Here is an 18,351-nt window from a genome sequence, read left to right as displayed (position 1 = left end):
ATGAACAGCTTTGCCAACTGAGCGCCCTCAAAAGGTTTATGCAAATGCCAACCGTTTACCATTTGTAATTCACGCTGGCGACGACGTTGCGTTGGTCGCCGTAGTAGCAGTAGAAGCCGTCGCAGGTGGACAGGTAGTCCTTGTTGAAGAGGTTCTTCGCGTCCACCGCCACCGTGACCCCCTTGAGGGTCTTGTTCAGACGGCCCAGGTCGTAATGGACCGAGGCGTCGTACACGGTGTAGGACCCGACATGACCCCAGTCGGTGTTGGTGGTGTTGCCGTAGGTGTCGCCGACATAACGCACACCGGCGCCGACACCGAAGCCATCCAGCGGGCCGTTATGCCAGGTGTAGTCCGCCCAGGCGGTGGCCTGGTTGCGCGGGACCTGGGCCATGCGCTTGCCTTTTTCCGCCGCCGTGCCCTTGGTGATTTCGCTGTCGTTGTAGGTGTAGGAACCGATGAGCTTGAGGTTGTCGGTCACGTCGCCCGAGGCTTCCAGCTCCAGGCCACGCACCTGGACTTCGCCCACCTGGCGGGTGACGTTGTTTTCGGTGACGGAGTTGTTTTTCTGGGTCAGGTCGAACACCGCAGCGGTCAGCAGGGTCTTGGTGCCGGGTGGCTGGTACTTGATACCCGCTTCGTATTGTTCGCCTTCGGTGGGTTTGAACGCTTCGGTGCTGTTGACGGTTGAACCCGCTGCTGCCTGGAACGACTGGGCGAAGGAAATGTAGGGCGTCACACCGTTGTCGAAGACGTAGCTCAACGCCGCGTTGCCGCTGAATTTCTTGTCGCGCTGGGTGTTGGTGACATTGTTCTGGTTGTGGAACTCGGTGCCGGTATGAATCCAGTCTTCACGACCACCGAGGGTCAGGCGCCAGTTATCCAGGGCGATCTGGTCCTGGACGTACAGGCCGGTCTGGTTGGTTTTCTGGTTGTAGTCGTACATGGTGAAGTACTGGACGTTGGAGAAATCCTGTCCGTAGATCGGGTTGTGGATGTTGCTGGTCGGCACGCCGGTCGAGCCCCACAGCCAGCGCGAATTGCTGTTGGAGCGCTGGTGGTCCAGGCCCAGCAGCAGGGTGTGGCTGAGGGTACCGGTCTGGAAATCGGCCTGGAAATTGTTGTCCACGGCGAACTGGCTGATGTCTTCGTCAATGACGCTGGCACTGCGCTTGACGGTGCCATCGGCGCTCACCGCTTCCTCAGGCCCCGCCGGCCAGAATTGCCCGCCAGCGGAAATGCCTTGGGTTTCCAGGTCGCTCTTGGTGTAGCGCAGATTCTGGCGGAACTGCCAGGTGTCGTTGAGGCGATGTTCAAACGCATAGCCGAGGGCGTAGTAGGTACGGTCGTAGAATTCCCAGTCCGGGTCGCCGAGGTTCTTGTGGTGGGAAATCTTGCCCGCTGGCGAGGAGAGCTTGGTGCCCTGCAACGGCAAGAACTGCCCGGTGATGCCGGTGTCGTCACGGGTGTACTGGGACAGGAAGGTCAGGCGGGTGTCGTCGTTGATGTTCCAGGTCAGGCTTGGCGCGAGGTTGTAGCGCTTGTCCGGGATGTGATCGACCTGGGAATTGCTGTCGCGCACGGTGCCGCTGAGCCGATAGAGGAACTGGCCTTCGTCATCGACCTTGCCGGTGCTGTCGAAATTGATCTGTTTGTGTTCGTAGCTGCCGGCCTGCAACTCGACTTCATTGCTGCTTTCGACCTGTGGCCGACGGCTGACCATGTCCAGCATGCCGCCCGGGGGCGTCTGGCCGTAGACCGAAGAGGCCGGGCCACGCAGCACGGCGATGCGCTCAAGGTTCCAGGGCTCGATTTTCGGGGTGATGTAGTTGCCCTTGGGCAGCGGCAGGCCATCGAGGAATTGGGTCGGTATGAAGCCACGGACCAACAGCCAGTCGTTGCGCGAATCCGAGCCGTAGCCGCTGCTCTGCACACCGGCGGTGTAGCGCAGGGCGTCATTGAGGTTGAGGACCGAACGGTCTTCCATCTGCTGGCGCGTGACCACCGAGACTGAACGCGGCAGTTCGACAATCGGCGTATCCGTCTTGGTCCCGGCGGCGGTGCGGGTGGCGACGTAGCCCTCGGTCGGGCCCCACGCGGTTTCGCTGAGGCCTGCACCGATCACGCTGGTTTCCGGCAAGGCCATGACGCCTTCAGGCACCGCCACCAGGCTGTAGGTGCCGGCGCCGCTTTGCTCCAGTTGCAGACCAGTACCGCGCAAGGCCTCGCGCAATGCGCCCGTGGCGTCGAACTGGCCCTGGACCGGGGCCGAGGTCTTGCCCGAGGCCAGGGACGGATTCAGGCTCAGGGCGAGACCGGCCTGGCTGGCGATCTGGTTCAGGGTGCTGGCCAGTGGTGCGGCAGGCAGGTTGTAGGTGCGCACGCTCGAGGCCTGTTCGGCGGCCAGTAGCGGGCCGCTGGCGAAGGGAGTGGCGAAGGCAATGGCGATTGCCAACAGGCTGGGGCGCAACAGGGTGTCTAGCGGGCGGGACATACGGCGGCTCCTGAATGGAAATATTTCTCAATTGCCTGGGTGCCGGATGAAAATTGGAAAGTGATAGGGGTGGATGAAAATAATTTAGATTCGTTTTGCTGGTGGTGGATTTGTGGTGGGGCGAGTGGCCTCATCGCGAGCAAGCTCGCTCCCACAGGATGACTCGTGGCCCACCCGATCAATGTGGGAGCGAGCTTGCTCGCGATGAGTCCATCACTGACACAACGTCGTCAGGGCTTGGCTTCAGCCCGTGGCCCCACCACCACCCACCACCGCGTGTGATGCTCGACCTGCACCGGCAAGGTCGGCAGCAGGGCGGTCAAGGCCAGGTCGGTGTCGTGCAGCGGGAAACTGCCGGTGATGCGCAGGTCTGCCACTTGTGGCACAACCCCCAAGTAGCCATGCCGGTAACGCCCCAGTTCGTGGACCAGGTCTTCAAGGCGCGCGTTGTCCACCACCAGCATGCCGCGGGTCCAGGCATCGGCGCCGGGGTTCAGGGCAATGGTCGGCCCGAGTCCGTCGCGGCGCATCAGCACTTGTTGGCCTTCGCGCAGGATCTGTTCCTTGTCCGTGGCCTGCGGATGCGCGGCCACAGCGGATTTCAACACGCTCAGGCGCGTGCCTTCGTCTTCACGCTTGACCAGGAACCGTGTGCCCAAGGCGCGCAGGCTGCCTTCACGGGTCTCGACGATGAACGGGCGCGGGTCGTCGTGACCGGTTTCCACCAGGATCTCGCCTTCCTGCAGGACGATGCGGCGCTGCTTGTCATCGAAACGCACGTCCAGGGCACTGTGGGTGTTGAGGTTGATCAGCGTGCCGTCGGCCAAGCGCAGGGTGCGCTGTTCGCCTGTCGCGGTGCGCTGATCGGCCAGCCAGTAATCCAGCGGCAGGTAACGATCGCCGGCAAACAGCGCCAGGCCGATGACCGCGATAACGCTGGCCAGGCCGCTGCTGACCTTGCGTAGCCGGCGGCGAATGCTCACCCGCGATTGCAGCAACGCGGCGCGCGCCGGTCCGTTGGCCACACTGAAGCGCTGGTCAAGCATGCCCAGCTGCCGCCAGGCCCGGGCGTGTTCTTCGTCGGCGGCATGCCATTGGGCGAAGGCTTCACGCTCCTGGGCACTGCTCGAGTCCAGGGACAACTGCCAGGCAATGGCAGCATCCAGCACGCTGGCCGAGACCGGTTTGGCATGGGCCAGGCTCATGTCGGCTCACCATAAAGTGCGATGTAGCACTGTCGGATGCCTTGGGCCAGGTACTGCCGTACGCGTGGCACCGAAACCCCCAGGCGCTCGGCAATTTCGGCGTGGCCGAGGCCGTCGAGGCGGTTATAGAGGAAGGCTGCGCGGGCCTTGCTCGACAGTTTGCCGAGCAGGCGATCGATGGCCTTGAGGTCTTCGAGGATGATTTGCTGTTCTTCCACCGAGGGCTGCTCGGCCTCGGGGATCAGCATCAGTTCGGTGAGGTAGGCCTGCTCCAATGCCGCTCGACGGAAATAATCGAACAGCAGGCCCTTGGCGATGGCCACCAGAAACGCCCGTGGCTCGCGGGGCGCCTTCAGCTCCTCGCGACCCAGCAAGCGCACGAAAGTGTCCTGGCTCAGGTCCTCGGCCCGGTGCGCACACGCCACGTTGCGTCGCAGCCAGGCCAATAGCCAAGCGCGATGGTCGCGGTACAACGCACCAACCAAATCACTATGAGGACTGGGGACTGACGACACCAAGCATCACCGACGTTTTAAGTAACGAGAATTGTTCGCGATTGTGGCAGAGGCGGAGGCGGGAAAGCAATTGGCGCTGGTCGGGACCCGATCTGTGGGTCTAATGAATCTGTGGGAGCAAGGCTTGCCCGCGATGCAGGCGACTCGGTTTGGCTGTCAAACCAGGCGATGCCATCGCGGGCAAGCCTTGCTCCCACAGGTAAACCACCCTCGGAGCAGAGGATTTAGAGCGAAGGCGCCTGCTGTCGCCGTTTCCACTGGCTCAGGCGTTGTTGCAGGTCAAGCGGGCTCAGGATCTGTTGCTGGCGGGCGCGGCTGAACAGGATCAGCGCCAGTTCTGCCGTGGCCAGGGCATCGGCACTGGCGTTGTGGCGGTCGAAGACTTGCAGCTTGAACCAGTCGATCCACTCGTCCAGGCCCGACTTGCGCAGGTTGGCCTGGGGGCAAAGCATCGGGGCCAGGTCCGCCACGTCGAGAAATGAATGCTGCAGGCGATAACCCAGGTAGTCTTTCAACGCACGCCCGAGCATGTGGGAATCGAACGGCGCATGAAAGGCCAGCAGCGGACTGTCGCCGACGAACTCCATGAACGCCAGCAGCGCCTCGGCCGGGTCGCTGCCGGCGGCAATGGCGCTGGGCGCCAGGCCATGGATCAGCACACTGGGCCCGAGTTTCTGCTTATCGCATTGCAGGGTGCGTTCGAACTGCTGGCTGAAGTCGATGGCGCCGTCTTCGATGACCACCGCGCCGATGGACAGCACCTGGTCCTTGTTCAGGTTCAACCCGGTGGTTTCTAGGTCCAGCACGACCCAGCGTTGTTCCCGCAGCTCGCCTTCACCTAAGGCCGAAGCCGTCGGCAGGCGTTCCAGGCGCCTTTGCATGTCTTCGGACAACATTGGCTGGGCTGGGCGCAACCAGGAAAAAATGCTCACAGCTGATACCTCACGGTCAGGCTGCTTTGCAGGCGTTGGGCCTGGCGCAGGGATTCGCGCAGGATGCGTCGGTCCAGATGGTTGAGGCTGTCGGGGTCGACGCGGTTGGAATAGGGCAGGTTCTCGCGGGTTTGCAATTGGTGTTGCTGCATGCGGGTCTGTTGGATGAAGTGATAGGCCTCTTCGTAGGCTGCGCCATCGAGCGGTTCGATCACTTGCTTTTCGACCAATTGCCGCAAGCGTTCCAGGGTATTGTTGGCTTCGATGCCGTTGGCCAGCGCCAGCAGACGAGCGCCGTCGACGAAGGGCGTCAGGCCTTGCACTTTCAGGTCGAGGGTGGCCTTTTCGCCGCTCTTGCGACTCAGTACGAAATCCCTGAAACGCCCCACGGGCGGGCGATGACGCAGCGCGTTGTCGGCCATCATGCGCTGGAACAAACGATTGTCGGCCACCTGATCGAGGACCTGCCGGCGCAACTGCTCGCAACCTTGCTCATCGCCCCAGACCACCCGCAGGTCGAAATAGATGCTCGAGCCCAGCAGGTTTTCCGGGGTTGCTTCGCGAATGAAAGCCGAAAAACGCCGGGCCCATTCAGCGCGGGACAGGCACAGCTCGGGGTTGCCGGCCATGATGTTGCCCTTGCACAAGGTGAAGCCGCACAAGGCCAGGCTCTGGTTGATCTGCTGGGCGATGGGTAGCAGCAGGCCGCGGATCTGCGCGGCATGGGCGGCGTCCCGGGCCTCGAACAAAATGCCGTTGTCCTGGTCGGTGTGCAGGGTTTGTTCGCGCCGGCCTTCACTGCCAAAGCACAGCCAACTGAACGGCACGCCTGGGTCACCTCTGTCGATCAGGGTCAGCTCGATGACCCGGCACACGGTGTGATCGTTGAGCAGGGTGATGATGTGGGTGATCTGGGTCGACGACGCGCCGTGGGCCAGCATGCGCTCCACCAGTTGCCCGATCTCGCCGCGCAGGGCCACGAGGTTTTCCACCCTGGGCGCGTTGCGGATGGTCCGGGCCAGGTGCACCAGGTCGACGCGCTGCAAGGAAAACAGATCGCGCTCCGACACCACGCCACACAGGCGTTGGTCCTTGACCAGGCAGACGTGGGCGATGTGCCGTTCGGTCATGGCGATGGCCGCGTCGAAGGCGCTGTGGTCCGGCGAGAGGAAAAACGGTGCCTGAGTCATGTGTCCTACGATGGCTTGGGAAAAATCCCCGGACCCATCGGCCACCACCTGCCGCAGGTCGCGCAAGGTGAAAATTCCCACCGGGGCTTTCTGTTCATTCACCACCACGATGCTGCCGACCTGCTGGTCGTGCATCAGCTTCACGGCTTCGCGCAGCGGCGTGTCCGGGCTGCAACTGACTGGATGGCGCATCGCTAGTTCGCCCAGCCGCGTGTTGAGGGAGTACTGGGTGCCCAGGGTTTGCGCCGACTTTTGCTGGACCTGTTGGTTGACCTGGTCGAGCAGGCTGCTGACCCCACGCAGGGCGAAGTCGCGAAACGGGCCGGACAGGGCGAACAGCTTGATGAAGGCCAGTTTGTTCAACTGCAGACAGAACGTGTCTTCGCCGGCCCGGTGCTCGGTGCGCGTGGCTCGTTCGCCCAGCAGCGCGGCTAGGGGGAAACATTCGCCGGTGGTGATTTCGAAGGTGGTCTCGGTACCACCCTTGGCCGTATGCGGACGTTCGCCCACCACCCGGCCTTGCTTGACGATGTAGAAGTGCTCCACCGGGCCGTCGGCTGGTTTGATGATGGTTTCGCCCGGCGCATAAAAACGCAGCAGGCATTGCTCCACCAGATAGGCCAGGTGGGCGTTTTCCATCTGGTTGAACGGTGGGAAGCGCTGGAGAAACTGCAGTGTCCCCTGGATGTTTTGCAACACCGCGGTTTTCCCTGCCTGGGTGAAGGCGTCCGCTTTTTTCATAACCATTACGCAGTCTTTTTTGAATTGTTGTGGTCGATCTGTTCTCCCATGGTCGGCCCCTCAGCGCGGAGTGCCCATTGGACGTAAGTCTAGGTCGCCGCCTAGGGGTGGGCTTACGGAAAAATCCTACGCCAAGTGTCAGAAAAATCTTCATTAAATGTTCTTGGAAAAAAATCCGACGAAGTGCACATTGAAGCGCCGCAGAACGATGTCTGACCACTGTGCCAGGGGATCGATTTAAAGAACGTAGAGAGCACCATGTCCGACCACGATATTTTGAGTGACGCCGAGCGCGAGGCGCTGAGTGCCGTCATGCTGGAACCTGACCTGCCGCCGCAGCGCGTCTTGATCGTCGATGACGACAAGGACGCTCGTGAGCTGCTGTCGGAGATCCTGGCGTTGGACGGGATTCACTGCATGACCGCCGCCAGTGGTGAAACGGCACTCAAGATGCTGGAAACCAAGCCATCGATTGGCCTGTTGATCACGGACCTGCGGATGGGCAATGTCGATGGCCTGGAACTGATTCGCCTGGTGCGCGAGTCTCCGCGGGCGGCGCTGCCGATCATCATCGTGTCGGGCGATGCCGACGTGAAGGACGCCATCGAAGCCATGCACCTGAGCGTGGTGGACTTTTTGCTCAAGCCGATCGATACCGACAAGCTGCTGGGGTTGGTCAAGCACGAGTTGGGGATGGATCTCTAAGATTGTCTGTGGGAGCAAGGCTTGCCCGCGATGCAGGCGCCTCGGTTCACCAAGGACCGCGCTGTCTTCATCGCGGGCAAGCCTTGCTCCCACAGATAAATCCCTTGCCGCAATGACTCAAGCATCAGCCAGGGCTTGGTGATTTTGCAATGAAAAAGCCCTGATCGTTCGATCAGGGCTTTTTTTGTGCCGCGCCTACCGCTCAATCACAACCCATTGGCTGCCTTGAACTCACGACGACGACGGTGCAGCACCGGCTCGGTGTAGCCGTTAGGCTGCTTCGTGCCTTCGATCACCAACTCGACCGCCGCCTGGAAGGCGATGTTGCGGTCGAAGTCTGGTGCCAGCGGACGGTACAGCGGGTCGCTGGCGTTCTGGCGGTCGACCACCGGCGCCATGCGCTTGAGGCTTTCCATCACCTGGTCTTGGGTGACGATGCCATGGCGCAGCCAGTTGGCGATGTGCTGGCTGGAGATACGCAGCGTCGCACGGTCTTCCATCAGGCCGATGTCGTTGATGTCCGGCACCTTGGAGCAGCCCACGCCCTGGTCGATCCAGCGCACCACGTAGCCAAGGATACCCTGGGCATTGTTGTCCAGTTCGTTCTTGATCTGCTCCGGTGTCCAGTTCGGGTTGACGGCCAGCGGGATGGTCAGGATGTCGTCCACCGATGCACGCGCGCGCTTGGCCAGCTCGGCCTGGCGGGCGAACACGTCGACCTTGTGGTAATGCAGCGCGTGCAGGGCCGCGGCGGTCGGCGAGGGAACCCATGCGGTGTTGGCGCCGGCCAGCGGATGAGCGATTTTCTGTTCGAGCATCGCCGCCATCAGGTCCGGCATCGCCCACATGCCCTTGCCGATTTGCGCACGGCCTTGCAGGCCGGTGCTCAAACCGATGTCGACGTTCCAGTTCTCATACGCGCCGATCCACTTCTCGGCTTTCATGTCGGCCTTGCGCACCATCGGGCCGGCTTCCATGGAGGTGTGGATTTCGTCGCCGGTACGGTCGAGGAAGCCGGTGTTGATGAACACCACGCGCTCGCTGGCGGCCTTGATGCAGGCCTTGAGGTTGACCGTGGTACGGCGCTCCTCGTCCATGATCCCGACCTTGAGGGTGTTGCGCGGCAGGTTCAGCACGTCCTCGACGCGACCGAACAGCTCGTTGGTGAACGCGGCTTCTTCCGGGCCGTGCATCTTCGGCTTGACGATGTACACCGAGCCGGTGCGGCTGTTGCGACGGCTGGTGTTGCCGTTGAGGCTGTGGATCGCTGCCAGGCTGGTGATCAGGCCGTCGAGGATGCCTTCCGGCACTTCGTTGCCGTGCTTGTCCAGGATCGCGTCGATGGTCATCAGGTGGCCGACGTTACGCACGAACAACAGTGAGCGGCCGTGCAGGGTCACGCTCGAACCGTCGACGGCGGTGTAGACACGGTCGGGGTTCATGGTGCGGGTGAACGTCTGGCCGCCTTTGGCGACCTCTTCAGCCAGGTCGCCTTTCATCAGGCCGAGCCAGTTGCGGTAGATCACCACTTTGTCATCGGCATCGACGGCGGCGACCGAGTCTTCGCAGTCCATGATGGTGGTCAGCGCAGCTTCCATCAGGATGTCTTTGACGCCGGCGGCGTCGGTCTGGCCAACCGGGGTGCTGGCATCGATCTGGATTTCGAAGTGCAGGCCGTTGTGTTTCAACAGCACGGTGGTCGGTGCCGAGGCATCGCCCTGGAAGCCGATCAACTGGGCATCGTCACGCAGGCCGCTGTTGCTGCCGCCCTTGAGGGTGACCACCAGTTTGCCGTCGACGATTTTGTAAGCGGTGGAGTCGACATGGGAGCCGGCCGCCAGGGGCGCGGCTTCGTCGAGGAAGGCACGGGCGAAGGCGATGACCTTGTCGCCGCGGACCTTGTTGTAGCCTTTGCCTTTTTCCGCGCCATCGGCTTCGCTGATGGCATCGGTGCCGTACAGCGCGTCATACAGCGAACCCCAGCGGGCGTTCGATGCGTTGAGGGCGAAGCGGGCGTTCATCACCGGCACCACCAGCTGCGGGCCGGCCATGCGGGCGATTTCGTCATCGACGTTTTGGGTCGTAGCCTGGAAATCCGCCGCTTCTGGCAGCAGGTATCCAATGTCTTGCAGGAAGGCTTTGTAAGCCACGGCGTCGTGGGCCTGGCCGGCACGGGCCTGGTGCCAGGCATCGATCCGCGCCTGGAAATCATCGCGTTTGGCGAGTAGGGCTTTGTTCTTCGGCGCCAGGTCGTGGATGACCTTGTCGGCACCGGCCCAGAACGCGTCGGCGGTGAGGCCGGTTCCGGGAATGGCTTCGTTATTCACGAAGTCGAACAGGACTTTGGCGACCTGCAGGCCACCGACTTGAACGTGTTCAGTCATTGCTTGCCTCACTCTGCTCAGCTATTTCGCTTTTCAGCTCTTCGATTTTGACAATGAAGCCTCGGGCCATTTAAAGCACAAACCCCGGAACCAGTACATGCCATCGCTGGCGGCTGGGTGGCAAGCCTTGCTGACGGGGCTTTTCAGGGATGCGACTGCGCCTTAAGCAGACATCGGTACAACGTTATGTAGTGCTCGCTGCGGCATACTACATGATCAATTGCGGTTGTGAAAATTAGACTAATTGCGTCGTTCCGCGACCGACTAAAGTGTTACGGTCACGTCGGGACACGGGATGTTCTCAAAAAATAGATGGATTGTTCCAGATAAATCTTAAGGTTTGTACACGATATGCCTGGTTTCATCCTGTGGGAGCAAAGCTTGCTCGCGACGAAAATAACTCGGTCCTGCTGAAATCGAGGCGCCTGTATCGCGAGCAAGCTTTGCTCCCACAGGGGTGAGGTATAAATCTCCACGCCACAGTCTGCTCGCAGATCAGCTGCCTATACTGTCCGTTCCACAACAAGAGGACTGCGCCATGGACCACCTCGTCATCACTGTTTTCGCCCCGGACAAGCCCGGACAGGTCGAGCGCATTGCCGATTGCATCGCCGAGCATGGTGGTAACTGGTTGGAAAGCCGCATGTCGCGCCTGGCTGGGCAGTTTGCCGGGATCCTGCGAATCGGCGCCCCCGCCGAGGTCCATGAGGAACTGATCGAAGCCTTGCAGGGGCTATCGACTCACGACATCCGCGTGTTGATCGCTGAAAGCGCCCTTGAGGAGTCCTGCACCTGGAAACCCATCACCATGGAGCTGGTGGGCAACGACCGTCCCGGCATCGTGCGGGACATCACCCGGCTGTTGAGCGAGCAGGGCGTCAATGTCGAGCGTCTGGTGACCTACGTCCGGCCGGCGCCGATGAGCAGCGAGCTGCTGTTCCACGCCGAAGCGATCCTGGGAGTGCCGTTGACCCTGTCGCTGGAGACGTTGCAGGAACGCCTGGAGACCCTGGCCGATGAGTTGATGGTGGAACTCAATCTCAGCGACGAAGCGTGACGCAGGTTATCCAAGGAAAAACTGCGCCTGCCTGTGGATAACCTGTAGAGACCCGGCTCCAGCCCAGGCTCGCCGGAGCTTAGCGGTCGATGATCAAAAAATCACCAGTTTTCAAGGGCTTGTGCACAAACGGCGGGGATCACGCTGTGGATAACCTTGGGAAGGATAAGCGCAGGCCACGCCAGACGTGGCCTGTAGAGGTTTGTGCGTTTTTTGATCAGCTGCGCCGACGCATGCTGATCACGGCATCGACGCTGTACACCGCCAGCCCGGCCCAGATAAACAGGAACGCCACCAGTGTGCTGGACGACAGGTGCTCACCGAACAGCGTCACGGCGAGCAGCAGCACCAGCGTCGGCGCGATGTACTGGAGAAAACCGATGGTGGTGTAGGGCAAATGCCGTGTTGCGGCGTTGAAACACACCAATGGCACCAGCGTCACGGGGCCGGCCGCCACCAGCCACCAGGCTTCGGAGGTGGTCCAGAATGCCGCCTGGGCACTGGTGGCCGTGGGATTGAACAGCAACCAGGCGATGGCGATCGGCACCAGCATCCAGGTTTCCACCACCAGCCCCGGCAATGCCTTGACCGGTGCCTGCTTGCGGATCAACCCGTAGAAGCCGAAGGTCAGCGCCAGCACCAGTGACACCCACGGCAGGCTGCCCACTTGCCAGACCTGCTGCGCCACACCGACCGCCGCCAACCCCACCGCCAGCCATTGCATGCGGCGCAGGCGCTCGCCGAGGATCAACATGCCCAGCAGTACGTTCACCAGCGGGTTGATGTAGTAACCCAGGCTGGCTTCGAGCATGCGCTCGTTGTTCACCGCCCAGACATAGGTCAGCCAGTTGGCTGCGATCAGTGTCCCGCTCAGGGCGAGGATCGCCAGGCGCTGTGGGTTGTCCCGCAGTTCGCGCCACCAGCCCGGGTGTTTCCAGACCATCAGCAACGCCGCGCCGAACAAGGCCGACCACAGTACCCGGTGGATGATGATTTCCACCGACGGCACGCTGGCGATGGCCTTGAAGTAGATCGGGAACAGACCCCAGATGATGTAGGCACTCAGGCCCAGGATGTACCCGCGACGCGGGTTGGCGGCTTGCATGCAGAATCCTTGCTTAGGCAGCTAACAAAGGAGTGATTGTAAGGAGATTTGTCTGGTTGTGCTGTGAACCTTTGTAAGGGTTTCACCGCAAACCTTGTGTGGGAGCGAGCTTGCTCGCGATAGCGGTGTGTCAGTCGACAGAGGTGTCGAATGTTCGATCGCCATCGCGAGCAAGCTCGCTCCCACAGGGGGACCAGCAGTAGGGTCAGAACAGCTTCAACGGCTCTTCATTGAGCGCTGCCAATTGCTCGCGCAATGCCAGCACCTGGTCGCCCCAGTAGCGCTCGCTGCCGAACCACGGGAAGCTGCGCGGAAACGCCGGGTCGTCCCAACGCCGCGCCAGCCAGGCGCTGTAGTGCATCAGGCGCAGTGCCCGCAGTGGCTCGATCAGAGCCAGTTCACGCGGGTCGAAGTCGTGGAACTCACGGTAGCCGTCCATCAGTTCCGACAATTGCCCCAGGCATTCCTGGCGATCGCCGGCGAGCATCATCCACAAGTCCTGCACCGCTGGGCCCATGCGGCAGTCGTCCAGGTCGACGATGTGGAACACCTCGTCGCGGCACATCATGTTGCCCGGGTGGCAATCGCCGTGCATGCGGATGTTCTGGTGGGGCGTGGCGGCGTAGACCTCTTCGACGCGCTTGAGCAGGTCCCGGGCGACCGACTCGTAGGCCGGCAGCAGGCTACGAGGGACGAAGCCGCTTGCCAGCACGGTGGCCAGTGAATCGTGGCCGAAGTTCTTCACGCCCAGGGCTTCACGATGTTCGAACGGACGGGTTGCCCCGACTGCGTGCAGGCGCCCGAGCAATTGTCCCAGGCGATAGAGCTGATCGAGGTTGCCCGGCTCCGGTGCACGGCCGCCGCGACGGGGGAACAGGGTGAAACGAAACCCGGCGTGTTCGTGCAGGCTGGTGCCGTTGTGGATCAGCGGCGCGACCACGGGCACTTCGTATTCGGCCAGCTCAAAGGTAAAGCTGTGCTCTTCCAGGATCGCTTCGTTGGTCCAGCGCTGAGGGCGATAGAACTTGGCGATCAGCGGCTCGGAATCTTCGATGCCGACCTGGTAGACGCGGTTCTCATAACTGTTGAGGGCCAACACGCGGGCGTCGCTGAGAAAGCCGATGCTTTCAACGGCATCGAGTACCAGGTCGGGCGTGAGGGTTTCAAACGGATGGGACATGCTGACTCCTGCGCAGCGGCAGGGCTGCCGCGTCCGGCCCAGCATGGTAGCGCAGACAGAGACAGATAGGTGGTGGCTGTGCTGAAGCTATCGCGAGCAAGCTCGCTCCCACACGGATAGTCGGATCCACTGTGGGAGCGAGCTTGCTCGCGATGGGGCCCGATCAGGCGCCGATGACCCCGCCATCCTCACGGGTAATCACCATCACCGAAGACCGTGGCTTGCCGTTGGGCAAGTGTTCAGGGAAGGTCGAGCCGCCGTTTTCCCCTGGATGCTGGATCCCGACGAACAAGGCCTTCTGGTCTGGCGCGAAACTGATCCCGGTCACTTCGCAGCCCACCGGCCCGACCATGAAGCGGCGGATTTCGCCACTGTTGGGGTCGGCGCAGAGCATCTGGTTGTTGCCCATGCCGGCGAAGTCCCCAGCGTTGCTGGAGTCACCGTCGGTGAGGATCCACAACCGGCCGGCCTTGTCGAAGCCCAGGCCATCGGGGCTGTTGAACATGTTCTGTGGGGTGATGTTGGACGACCCGGCTTTCGGCGTGCCGGCGTGTACCGTCGGGTTGCCGGCGACCACGAACAGGTCCCAGTCGAAGGTCTTTGACGCGTGGTCGTCGCGGTCGGTGCGCCAGCGCAGGATCTGCCCGTAGACGTTCTTGGCCCGAGGGTTTGGCCCGTCTACCGGTTGGCCGTCTTCGCCACGCTTGGAGTTGTTGGTCAGGGTGCAATAGACCTGACCGTCTTTCGGGCTGACCACGATCCACTCAGGGCGGTCCATGCGGGTGGCGCCCACGGCACTGGCGGCCAGGCGCGCATGGATCAGCACTTCGGCCTGGTCGGCAAAGCCGCTGCTGGCGTCGAGGCCGTTCTTGCCGTGGGTCAACTCGATCCACTGGCCCTTGCCTTTGGGGTGGTCCGGGTTGCCGTCGCCGGCATCGAAGCGCGCCACGTACAAGGTGCCATGGTCCAGCAGGTTGCGGTTGGCCTGGGCATTGCGCGGGTTGATGCGCTCGCGGCTGACGAATTTGTAGATGAACTCACCGCGTTCATCATCGCCCATGTACACCACGGCGCGACCGTCATTGGTCTGCGCCAGGGCGGCGTTTTCGTGTTTGAAACGGCCCAGGGCGGTGCGTTTCACCGGCGTGGATTGCGGATCGAACGGGTCGATTTCCACCACCCAGCCGTGGCGATTGAGTTCGTTGGGGTTCTTTGCCAGGTCGAAGCGCGGATCGTACAGGTGCCAGTTGATCTCGCGGCTGGTGACGGTGGCGCCATAGCGTTTTTGCGCTTCATCGAACTGCAAGTCGGACTTGCTGCTGCCGAAGCAGTCGGTAAAGTTTTCTTCGCAGGTCAGGTACGTGCCCCATGGCGTCATGCCGTTAGCGCAGTTCTGGAACGTGCCCAATACTTTCTTGCCGCTCTTGTCGGCACTGGTTTTCAGCAGGTCGTGACCGGCGGCCGGGCCGCGCAGGCGAATCGGCGTGTTGCCGTGGATCCTGCGGTTGTAGCGCGATTCCTGGACGAACTGCCACTGGCCGCGACGACGCTGGACCTCGATCACCGACACCCCTTCGCTGGCCTGGGCCTTGTGCACGTCTTCGGCCGATTGCGGCTGGCCGCCGTGGGGGAAGAGGTAGCGGTAGTTGGTGTATTCGTTGTTGATCGCCATCAGCGCCCGGTTGTTGTCGCCGGGGAACGGGAACAGGCTCATGCCGTCATTGTTGTCGCCGAACTGCACTTCCTGTGCGCGGGCGGTGCCGTTGCCACTGGGATCGAAGGCCGGTGCATTTTTCTGCAGCGGCTGGCCCCAACTGATCAGCACCGAGGATTTGTAGCCGGGCGGCAACGTGATGGTGTCGGCCGTGGCGGCGGCGATGCTGTTGAAACCCAGCAGGCGGTTGTTGCCTTCGCTCACGGCGGCGGCCAGGACGCTGCGGCTCAGCAGGTTGCCGCCCAGGAACATCGCCGCACCGCACAGGGCGCCGGCGCTGATGAAGCTGCGCCGGCTCAGGCCGACGATCTTTTCCAGGTCGGTGGATTGGTTTTCTTCTAATAGGCTCATCTCAGGCTCCCTGCTGGTTTTGGCAGTCACCTTAAAGCGGGTCGATGAAGCTTTTGTTGCAGCACGCTACAGCGGTGTGCCGAGCAGTACATTTGTCGCTGAAAACGTCACTTGTACGGGGGAGCCGGCTTCCAGATTCTGCTTCAGCAACTGACGCGGGTCGGCCAGGGCGCACAGCGTCTGGCCGTTGGGCAGGCTGATGCGCACTTCGCTGGGGCCGTCTTCGGCGGCGTCGACCTGTTCGATCATGCCGCGCAGCGTATTGATCCCCGGTTTTTCCGCTTGCTCGACAGGGTGCAATTCCAGCCAGCCAGCCTTGATCAGCGCCACCACGTCGGTGCCGACATCCAGCTCCAGGCGCAGCGTGCTGTCGTGGGTGATCTGGGCTTCGATGACCAGGCCCCGGGCCAGCTCCAGGCGTACCCGGTCGTTGTGCCCCTGGGCCTCGATGCCCAGGACCTTGCCATGCAATTGATTACGGGCGCTGGTGCGCAGCATCAGGCGACTGAGCAGGCCCAGGTCGCCGGCGTCCTCGCTTGCTTCCAACAGTTGCGTCTGCAGTGCTTGCAGGCGCAGATACAGGCGCAACACGCGTTGGCCTTCCTCCGACAACTTGGCGCCGCCACCGCCCTTGCCGCCAACACTGCGCTCCACCAACGGTTGGTCCGCCAGGTTGTTCAACTCATCGATGGCATCCCACGCCGCCTTGTAGCTCAGGCCCGCGCTCTTGGCGGCGCGGGTGATCGAGCCTTGTTCGGCGATGTGCTGTAGCAGGGCGATGCGTTGTGGTCGCCGAACGATGTGCTGGGTCAGAAGCGTGGGCAAGGACATGACGGAAAACTGCGTGCAAAGGTCGATGAGCGGACGTTGGCGCCTTGGGCGCGGCCCGTCAAGCCGACTCTCCGGGTTTCGGCGTGCGCGCCAGGCAGTACACATCGACCCGCGCAGCGCCGGCGTCGAGCAGCAGGGCAGCCAGTGCCTGGGCGGTGGCGCCCGTGGTGAGCACGTCGTCGACCAACGCCAAGTGACGGTTGTGCAACGCAGCCTGGGGCGCGAGGGCAAAGGCCTGGCGCAGGTTTCGCCGCCGAGCCCTGGCATCGAGGGCCTGTTGGGCGGGGGTGTCCTGGGTGCGTCGCAGCAGGTTCTCTTCGCAAGGGATCGCCAACGGCCCACTGAGCCAGCGGGCCAGCAGCGCTGCCTGGTTGAAACCGCGCTGGCGCAAACGGCGGGTCGCCAGTGGCACCGGTACCAGTGCGTCGGGCCGTTCCAGCCCTTCGTCGAAATGATGTTGCAGCGACTGCGCCAGCAGTTCGCCCAGCAGCCGGCCCAGGGGCCATTTCGCCTGATGCTTGAAACGGGTGATCAGGCTGTCCACCGGGAAGTCGTAGGCCCAGGGCGCCAGGACCCGTTCGAAGGCCGGCGGTCGCGAGGTGCATTGTCCGCACCGCAATCCGGCCATGGGCAGCGGCAAGGCGCAGACGCTGCATTGATCACCGAGCCAGGGCAGCTCGCTTTCACAGGGGGTGCAGATAGGCTGCGGCGTATCGGTGCTTTCGCCGCACAGCAGGCAAAATTGTTTATTTTTTAACCAGATGTAAACCGGTCCTTTGTATCGTGGTTGACAGCGCATGACTCTTCCTTAAATATGCCGAACATCCGTGTCGCGCCTGTGGGTATTCCATGCCCCAGGCGCCAGCCAAGCATAATCAAGGAAATGCCCATGAGCGCCAGCACCACTGCCAACCTGCGTCATGACTGGTCTTTGGCCGAAGTCAAAGCACTCTTCGTCCAGCCATTCAATGACCTGCTGTTCCAGGCGCAGACCGTGCACCGCGCGCACTTCGACGCCAACCGCGTCCAGGTTTCCACGTTGCTGTCGATCAAGACCGGCGCGTGCCCGGAAGATTGCAAATATTGTCCGCAGTCCGGTCACTACAACACCGGCCTGGATAAAGAGAAATTGCTCGAAGTGCAGAAGGTCCTCGAAGAGGCTGCACGGGCCAAGGCCATCGGTTCGACCCGTTTCTGCATGGGCGCGGCCTGGAAGCATCCGTCGGCCAAGGACATGCCGTATGTGCTGGAAATGGTCAAGGGTGTGAAGGCCATGGGGCTGGAAACCTGCATGACCCTGGGCCGCCTCGACCAGGAACAGACCGAAGCGCTGGCCCAGGCCGGCCTGGACTACTACAACCACAACCTTGACACCTCGCCGGAGTTCTACGGCAGCATCATCACCACCCGCACCTACAGCGAGCGCCTGCAAACCCTGGCCTATGTACGTGATTCGGGGATGAAGATCTGCTCCGGCGGCATCCTCGGCATGGGCGAGTCCCTGGACGACCGCGCGAACCTGCTGATCCAACTGGCGAACCTGCCGGAGCACCCGGAATCGGTGCCGATCAACATGTTGGTCAAAGTCGCCGGCACGCCGTTGGAGAATGCCGAGGACGTCGATCCATTCGATTTCATCCGCATGCTCGCCGTGGCGCGGATCATGATGCCCCAGTCCCATGTGCGCCTGTCCGCCGGCCGTGAAGCGATGAACGAGCAAATGCAGTCCCTGGCGTTCCTGGCCGGTGCGAACTCGATTTTCTACGGCGACAAGCTGTTGACCACCGCCAACCCGCAAGCCGACAAGGACATGCAGTTGTTCGCACGCCTGGGCATCCAGCCCGAAGCCCGCGAAGAACATGCCGACGAAGTGCACCAGGCGGCGATTGAACAGGCGCTGGTGGAGCAGAAGAGCAGCGAGCAGTTCTATAACGCCGCTGTTTGACC

14 protein-coding genes are annotated in these 18,351 nt (G+C 62.2%); 3 read left to right on the top strand and 11 right to left on the bottom strand.

All coding sequences use genetic code 11. The annotated features are described in order from the left end of the window. Nucleotides 1–55 precede the first annotated feature (55 nt). The 5 genes from LOY50_RS26410 to LOY50_RS26390 form a co-directional block, all read right to left on the bottom strand. Complete coding sequence (locus tag LOY50_RS26410) at nucleotides 56–2,494, bottom strand: TonB-dependent siderophore receptor (RefSeq protein ID WP_258689559.1); 2,439 nt, start codon at nucleotides 2,492–2,494, stop codon at nucleotides 56–58. 230 nt (nucleotides 2,495–2,724) lie between these two features. Continuing rightward, nucleotides 2,725–3,699: a FecR domain-containing protein gene (locus LOY50_RS26405; RefSeq protein ID WP_253470019.1), complete on the bottom strand. Its 975-nt coding sequence runs from the start codon at nucleotides 3,697–3,699 to the stop codon at nucleotides 2,725–2,727. Further along, nucleotides 3,696–4,214, bottom strand: a complete 519-nt coding sequence (locus LOY50_RS26400; protein ID WP_053126008.1) for an RNA polymerase sigma factor — start codon at nucleotides 4,212–4,214, stop codon at nucleotides 3,696–3,698. Before LOY50_RS26400 ends, LOY50_RS26405 begins: the two co-directional genes overlap by 4 nt. 224 nt (nucleotides 4,215–4,438) lie before the next feature. After that, nucleotides 4,439–5,146: a PolC-type DNA polymerase III gene (locus LOY50_RS26395; protein ID WP_253470018.1), complete on the bottom strand. Its 708-nt coding sequence runs from the start codon at nucleotides 5,144–5,146 to the stop codon at nucleotides 4,439–4,441. Next, complete coding sequence (locus LOY50_RS26390; RefSeq protein ID WP_309475816.1) at nucleotides 5,143–7,077, bottom strand: putative nucleotidyltransferase substrate binding domain-containing protein; 1,935 nt, start codon at nucleotides 7,075–7,077, stop codon at nucleotides 5,143–5,145. Before LOY50_RS26390 ends, LOY50_RS26395 begins: the two co-directional genes overlap by 4 nt. A 258-nt stretch (nucleotides 7,078–7,335) precedes the next feature. On the opposite strand from LOY50_RS26390, the gene LOY50_RS26385 reads away from it, so the two are divergent. Continuing rightward, entirely contained in the window at nucleotides 7,336–7,782 is a 447-nt protein-coding gene (locus LOY50_RS26385; RefSeq protein WP_003206256.1) for a response regulator, read from the top strand. Nucleotides 7,783–7,988: 206 nt separating this feature from the next. Here LOY50_RS26385 and LOY50_RS26380 read toward each other — a convergent pair whose 3' ends face one another. Next, nucleotides 7,989–10,166 (bottom strand): malate synthase G, encoded by a 2,178-nt coding sequence (locus LOY50_RS26380; RefSeq protein WP_077507263.1) that lies wholly within the window; start codon nucleotides 10,164–10,166, stop codon nucleotides 7,989–7,991. A gap of 538 nt (nucleotides 10,167–10,704) precedes the next feature. On the opposite strand from LOY50_RS26380, the gene LOY50_RS26375 reads away from it, so the two are divergent. After that, nucleotides 10,705–11,223 carry a glycine cleavage system protein R gene (locus LOY50_RS26375; RefSeq protein WP_253470013.1) on the top strand — a complete coding sequence of 173 codons (519 nt, stop codon included), beginning with the start codon at nucleotides 10,705–10,707 and terminating at the stop codon, nucleotides 11,221–11,223. A gap of 217 nt (nucleotides 11,224–11,440) precedes the next feature. Here the strand turns inward: LOY50_RS26375 and rarD are convergent, their stop codons facing one another. From rarD to LOY50_RS26350, 5 genes are all read right to left on the bottom strand, one after another. Further along, nucleotides 11,441–12,328 carry an EamA family transporter RarD gene (rarD, locus tag LOY50_RS26370; RefSeq protein WP_253470010.1) on the bottom strand — a complete coding sequence of 296 codons (888 nt, stop codon included), beginning with the start codon at nucleotides 12,326–12,328 and terminating at the stop codon, nucleotides 11,441–11,443. A 205-nt stretch (nucleotides 12,329–12,533) separates the two neighbouring features. Beyond that, on the bottom strand, nucleotides 12,534–13,508 hold the full coding sequence (locus tag LOY50_RS26365; protein ID WP_003206247.1) for a serine/threonine protein kinase: 975 nt from the start codon (nucleotides 13,506–13,508) through the stop codon (nucleotides 12,534–12,536). A 163-nt stretch (nucleotides 13,509–13,671) separates the two neighbouring features. Then, nucleotides 13,672–15,573 (bottom strand): PhoX family phosphatase, encoded by a 1,902-nt coding sequence (locus tag LOY50_RS26360; protein WP_214509882.1) that lies wholly within the window; start codon nucleotides 15,571–15,573, stop codon nucleotides 13,672–13,674. Nucleotides 15,574–15,639: 66 nt separating this feature from the next. Further along, nucleotides 15,640–16,404 (bottom strand): TOBE domain-containing protein, encoded by a 765-nt coding sequence (locus LOY50_RS26355; RefSeq protein ID WP_258689557.1) that lies wholly within the window; start codon nucleotides 16,402–16,404, stop codon nucleotides 15,640–15,642. Nucleotides 16,405–16,462: 58 nt separating this feature from the next. Next, a complete protein-coding gene (locus LOY50_RS26350; protein WP_258689556.1) occupies nucleotides 16,463–17,203 on the bottom strand; it encodes a ComF family protein in 741 nt (246 codons plus the stop codon). A 90-nt stretch (nucleotides 17,204–17,293) separates the two neighbouring features. Here LOY50_RS26350 and bioB point away from each other — a divergent pair, with 90 nt between their 5' ends. Beyond that, nucleotides 17,294–18,349, top strand: a complete 1,056-nt coding sequence (bioB, locus tag LOY50_RS26345; RefSeq protein ID WP_063324077.1) for a biotin synthase BioB — start codon at nucleotides 17,294–17,296, stop codon at nucleotides 18,347–18,349. The last annotated feature ends 2 nt before the right edge of the window (nucleotides 18,350–18,351 follow it).

Source organism: Pseudomonas sp. B21-010 (assembly GCF_024749325.1).
Taxonomy (GTDB): domain Bacteria; phylum Pseudomonadota; class Gammaproteobacteria; order Pseudomonadales; family Pseudomonadaceae; genus Aquipseudomonas; species Aquipseudomonas kilonensis.
This window is presented reverse-complemented; position numbering and strand designations above follow the sequence as displayed.